The 5575-nt window shown below is 53.5% G+C and carries 1 protein-coding gene; it reads left to right on the top strand.

What is annotated here, in order from left to right; translation table 11 throughout:
• Window positions 1-155: 155 nt before the first annotated feature.
• Window positions 156-5575, top strand: a 5420-nt coding sequence (locus NG895_RS21695) for an Ig-like domain-containing protein (RefSeq protein ID WP_252854635.1), incomplete at its 3' end; no start/stop codon positions are given.

Genomic DNA, 5575 nt, shown 5'->3' with positions numbered 1-5575 from the left:
CCTACACCGGTACGACCACCATCGGTGGTGGCACTCTATCGGTCCGTCATGACAACGCCCTGGGGGCAGCCGACAACACTGCGGCAACTGGGACTATTGTCACTGCAGCTAACGCCTATCTCCAGCTAGAGAACAACGTCACTGTCGGTAACGAGTTGCTTACTTCTCAGTCAGGTACTTACTTCAACGTTCGAAGCTATGGTAGCAACGCCTGGGAGGGCGATGTTGAGACTGGTTCGTACGTGCGTCTTTATGTGTACTCCGGCAGTTTGCAGTTGGATGGCAATGTTGACGTACCTAGCACGTTTTACATCTACAATGGCACGGTCGCCTTCAACAGTTTGTCCAACTACGTGAGTTACTTATATGTCGTTTCTGGCACAGCTGAAGTCAACGGGATTCTCAGTTCGAATTCACGGCCTTATCTTCAAAATAGTAACAGCACTCTCGCAGGACTCGGCACGTTCGATTGGGCGAGTGCGTCCCCTGCCTTGGTTCGTGGCACGATTGATCCGGGCAGTGGATCCACGACCGGCATCCTAACTTTGGACGACGTAGGATTCGAAGGCGCCTATAATCCCCGACTCTCAGTTCAACTCAACGGCACCACAGCTGGTAGCGGCCACGATCAGCTGAAGGTCAACGGCACCGTAGAGATCGCTGGCGATTTGGACGTGACCCTTGGTTCCAGTTTCACCACACCAGGTGAAACGTTTACCATTCTCGACAATGATGGCACGGAACCAATCACAGGAATTTTCAATGGTCTCCCCGAGGGCGGCTTGGTCGAATACGGCGGCAATATCTTTGGCATTACCTACCAGGGAGGCACCGGTAACGACATTGTTCTGACAACGCTGTCGACAAACAATTTCCCTACAGCAGATAATCAAGCGGTCGTCACGAATGAAGAGACCTCAGTCGGGATCACGCTGACCGGCAGCGACATCGACGGCGATCCCATTGCGTTTTCGATCGAATCCAACCCGTCGCATGGCAGTTTGAGCGGTTCCGGGGCCAATCGCACGTACACACCATTTTTGAATTTCGCCGGATCGGACAGCTTCCAATTCAGAGTCACCGATCCCGATGGCGGATTCAGCATCGCTACCGTATCGATTACAGTCAACAACACTCCAGATTCTCCAACGCAGGTGAATCTCTCCAATTCGTCACTCAATGAGAACACTCCAAGCGGCTCGACTGTCGGGACGCTTTCTACGACCGATCCTGACGTGGGCGACTCGTTCATCTACACGCTGGTTTCAGGAAGCGGCGACACAGATAATGCCGCATTTGCGATTAGCGGCGACCAACTCAAGTCTGTCTTCTCTCCGGACTTCGAAACTAAGAGCAGCTATTCTGTCCGAGTGCGATCTACGGATAGCACAGGCAATTGGGTGGAACGTTCTTACACGGTGTCCATCAATGACGTCAACGAAGCTCCGACGACAATTGGGCTCTCTTCTACGTCCATCGATGAAAACTTAAGTATCGGCGCGGTCGTTGGCTCCTTCAGTACCACCGATCCGGATACTACGGATTCGCATATTTACACCCTGGTCGCTGGTGCGGGGTCGACGGACAATGCTGCTTTCACGATTGACGGCGATCAACTTAAGCTGGCCGTGATTCCAGATTTCGAGTCGAAGGAAAGTTACGAGATTCGAGTCCGTTCTACTGATTCTGGCTTCTTGTCGGTCGAACGTCAGTTCACAATTTCCATCGAAGACGTCAACGAAGCTCCAACAGCCAACAACGATGGCTATACAGTATCTGAAGAATCTCTATTAGATCCGTCCGCCGCGGTACAGATCTTGGTGAACGACCTCGATCCTGAAGACGACTCGCTCATTGTCACGGCCATCAATGGAGTCGCAGCGAATGTTGGCACTCAGATTACGCTTCCCTCTGGTGCTATGCTGACACTTCAGGCGGACGGCTCGTTTGTGTATGATCCACGCGATGCGTTCGACGGTTTAGCAGCGGGCGAAACGGACTCCGATTCGTTCACTTATACGATCAGCGATGGGGAACTGACTAGTACGGCAACAGTCGACATCACCATTAATGGTTGGAATGACGCGCCGCAACTGACCCTTCCCAACGCCCAAACGCCGACGGAGGATGTCGCTCAGGCTATATCGGGCATATCGATAGCAAACGACGACTCGTCTGACCTGACGGTGCGTCTTGTTGTGCCGAGCGGGTCGCTCACTCTTGGGACTGTTACCGGAGTCACATTTGTCAATGGCACAGCCAACGGAACCTCCGCACTGCAGTTTAGCGGAGCGATCGGAGATCTGAATGCGGCATTGGCGTCGTTGAGCTATGTGAGCGAGACGAATTTGCACGGCCCCGACGATTTGGATGTCGACGTATGGGAGTCAACGACATCACAACTCGACCTGACGCCGTCTGGGTATAATTGGGGTACGACGTCGCCTTCATCGACAACATTTGACGGTCGCGGTGTATATCTTCGTGCCAATAGCACCTTTTCTGTGAATGCAATCGATTGGTACGGACGCCTCGCCTCATCGGGGCAATATGAAGTCGCCATCTATCGTGGCCAAGGCGAATCCGCTCCTTTGGGGTCACTGCTCGCCGTCGGTAACCAGGGATTTAGCGGTGGTGGATCGTTTGGTTGGAACCAAGTTCCGCTGAACTTCACCTTCCAGGCCGGTCAGCAATACTACGTGAATTTCCGCCGAACTGACGGCGGCTCCAATTTCGCTAGTCCTTTTCATTTCATGTCGTGGGGCAATGGATCGCAGGCGTCAAATCTAGGCGATGTCACGTTGCTTGATGGCCGTAGCGGATTCGCTCCATCTTCCGACAATAATTTCTGGCTGACCCACTTCCGGTTCAGTCAGCTGTCCAATGGTCTGAGCGACAGCGGTACGATTGACATTACTGTGATCGCGGACGCGGACGCGCCAAGCCTGACAGCTCCCGCAAGTCGAACGGGTTCAGAAGGTACGGCGATTTCGCTTGATCTAAGCGCCTCGCTGCAAGACACGGACGGGTCGGAAACACTGGCCGTCGAATTGTCGAACATCCCGGCAGACGCAACGTTTAGCAACACCAACGGTGATGTACTAACGCCGGTGGGCGGTGTGCTGACGCTGAACGACCCCGCCCTCCAATTGCCTGGCTTGGCGATTACTTTGCCAGACAACGATTCGTTCACGTTGCAGGTGGTGGCCACCGCCACGGAATCGTCAAACAACGACGTGGCGACTTCCGTATCGACGGTTTCCATCACAGCAGAGAACGCCGCACCCAAACTCGAGAGTTTGGCGATTACATCCGAAATCGACGAGAATCAATTCGCCACCCTAACGGGCGACATCATCGATCCGGGTAATGACAGTTACACGATCGTGGTCGACTGGGGAGAAGGCTCGCCACAGACCTATAACATCCCTCAGGGAGCCACTTCCTTCGTCGTGCAACATCAGTATCTCGATGACGGTTTATCGCCGGGCAACGGATCCGAGTCGGATGACTATACCGTTTCGATCATCAGCTTCACGGACGATGACGGCGGCGCCGCTGACCTTCTTGCGGCTTCGGATGGGGTACAGGGCGGTGGCGGTGGATTGCCGATTGTTCCGCAAACCCATGAAATCAGAATAGTCAATCAGTCAGGTCCAATTAACCTCAGCGGACGCAATTTGAAGGGAATTGCGACAGATCCTACAACAGGCAACGTCTATGTGGCGACAGGTAGTGGGACCGCAGGAACATACGGTTTCTTCGATTTGTATCGCATCACACCCTTGGGATCCGTTTCTTTTGTGCGTAGTTACAGCATCACTTATGTTGAGGGCCCAGAACTCGAGTTTGGCCCCGATGGTCGCATCTACACAGCCGATCGAATATCTGGAAGAATCTTCGCGATCGACCCCACGACAGGATCCCTCAGCCTCTACAACTCAGGAGGCCCCTGGGGAAGCTTGAATCGCTACGGACTGGACTTTGATTCTAGCGGTAATCTAATTCTGATGCGTGAATCAGTTCCCAATAGATTCTTCCGCGTTAACCCTGGATCAGGGGGAACTGTTCTGGGTGACAATCAGATTCTGCTAGGTCGTGAACACGGCGATCGGTTTGGTATACAGCCCGACGGAGATTATGTGGTCTACCCAGATGCGAATAACTTCGAGACCAATAATCCCGTTTTTGAACTCGATACGGCTGGCCATATTCCTGGCACCACGTATCCTATTCGACATTTATCCAGTACTCACAATTACCAGTTGGGTCTTAATTACGTACATTCAATCGGGGCAATCGATCCAAATAATGGGGATGTCTATTACAGCACAATGAACCAAGGCTACGGTTCCACACGGATAGCGTTTGCGCCTGGTAACGTCGGACCTACAGCCACGAGTACGATTTTCGTCGATAATATCGGCAACGGCAACGAAGCCCCCGCATCTACATCTTCTAGTCGCGGCCTAACCGATCTAGATTTTGGCCCACGTTCCGACGACCGAGTGGGGAATAGCCTGTTTTTTCTTGATGACTTTACCGACAGGGTCTACGAAGTTCGTGAACTGGTGATGTTCGAGTTCACTGTTACGGTCAACAACGTTGCCCCAGATGATCTCGATGTAGGCCTGGACGCAACGCTGCTCCCACCAGACGAAGGACAATTCTCTCGCGCTGGCATTACGTTTACTGATCCTGGCACGCTTGACGTACACACCGTAGAAGTTGACTGGGATGGCGATGGCATTTACGACGAACTAGTCGCTTTGAATCCCGATGGCCGCTCATTCGATATATCGCACACCTACACCACCGAAGGTGTCTTTACCGTCAATGTGCGAGTTAGTGATGACGACGGTGGCTATGCCATTGACAGCTTCGACGTGTCGGTCGATCTCAATAATCCTCCCGCGGCAACCGATGGCAACGTGGGCACTCTGGAAGATACCACCTACACGTACACTGTCGGCGATTTTAACTTCAGCGATCCCGATGCGGGCGACACGCTTGCGGCCGTCGAGATCACCACGCTTCCCTCAGCCGGGACATTGCTCTTGGATACTAACGGTGGCTCGCTCTCAGACGCCATAATAGTCTCCGCCTTGGATGTGATCGAGGCCGCCGACATTGACGCTGGTTATCTTAAGTTCCAGCCGGCGACACATGGAAGTGGTACGCCCTACGACAGTTTTGCGTTCCGAGTGAGCGATGGCGAAGAGTTCTCGCTGGCTAGCTATGCGATGACCATCGACGTTGTAGCCGTCGCCGATGCACCAACGCTGTCCGTCACGAATGCAGCGGACAGTGAAGATACTGCAGTTACGCTGGATGTCGCTGTTGCACTGGTTGACCAAGACGGTTCGGAAACGCTCACGCTCGCAATCAACGGTGTGCCTATTGGAGCCACGCTTTCCGACGGCACCTCGAGTTTTACTGGCACCGCAGGCAGCGATTCGGTAGATGTGACCGCTTGGAACTTGGCCAATCTGACAATTACGCCTCCGCTCCATTCTGATGGCGAATTTGTGCTAACCGTGACGGCGACGGCCACGGAGAATTCGAACGGTTCCAC

It is taken from the genome of Aeoliella straminimaris (genome assembly GCF_024054565.1).
Classification (GTDB): domain Bacteria; phylum Planctomycetota; class Planctomycetia; order Pirellulales; family Lacipirellulaceae; genus Aeoliella; species Aeoliella straminimaris.
The sequence above is the reverse complement of the archived record's forward strand: the minus strand, read 5'-3'. Positions and strand labels throughout refer to the sequence as shown.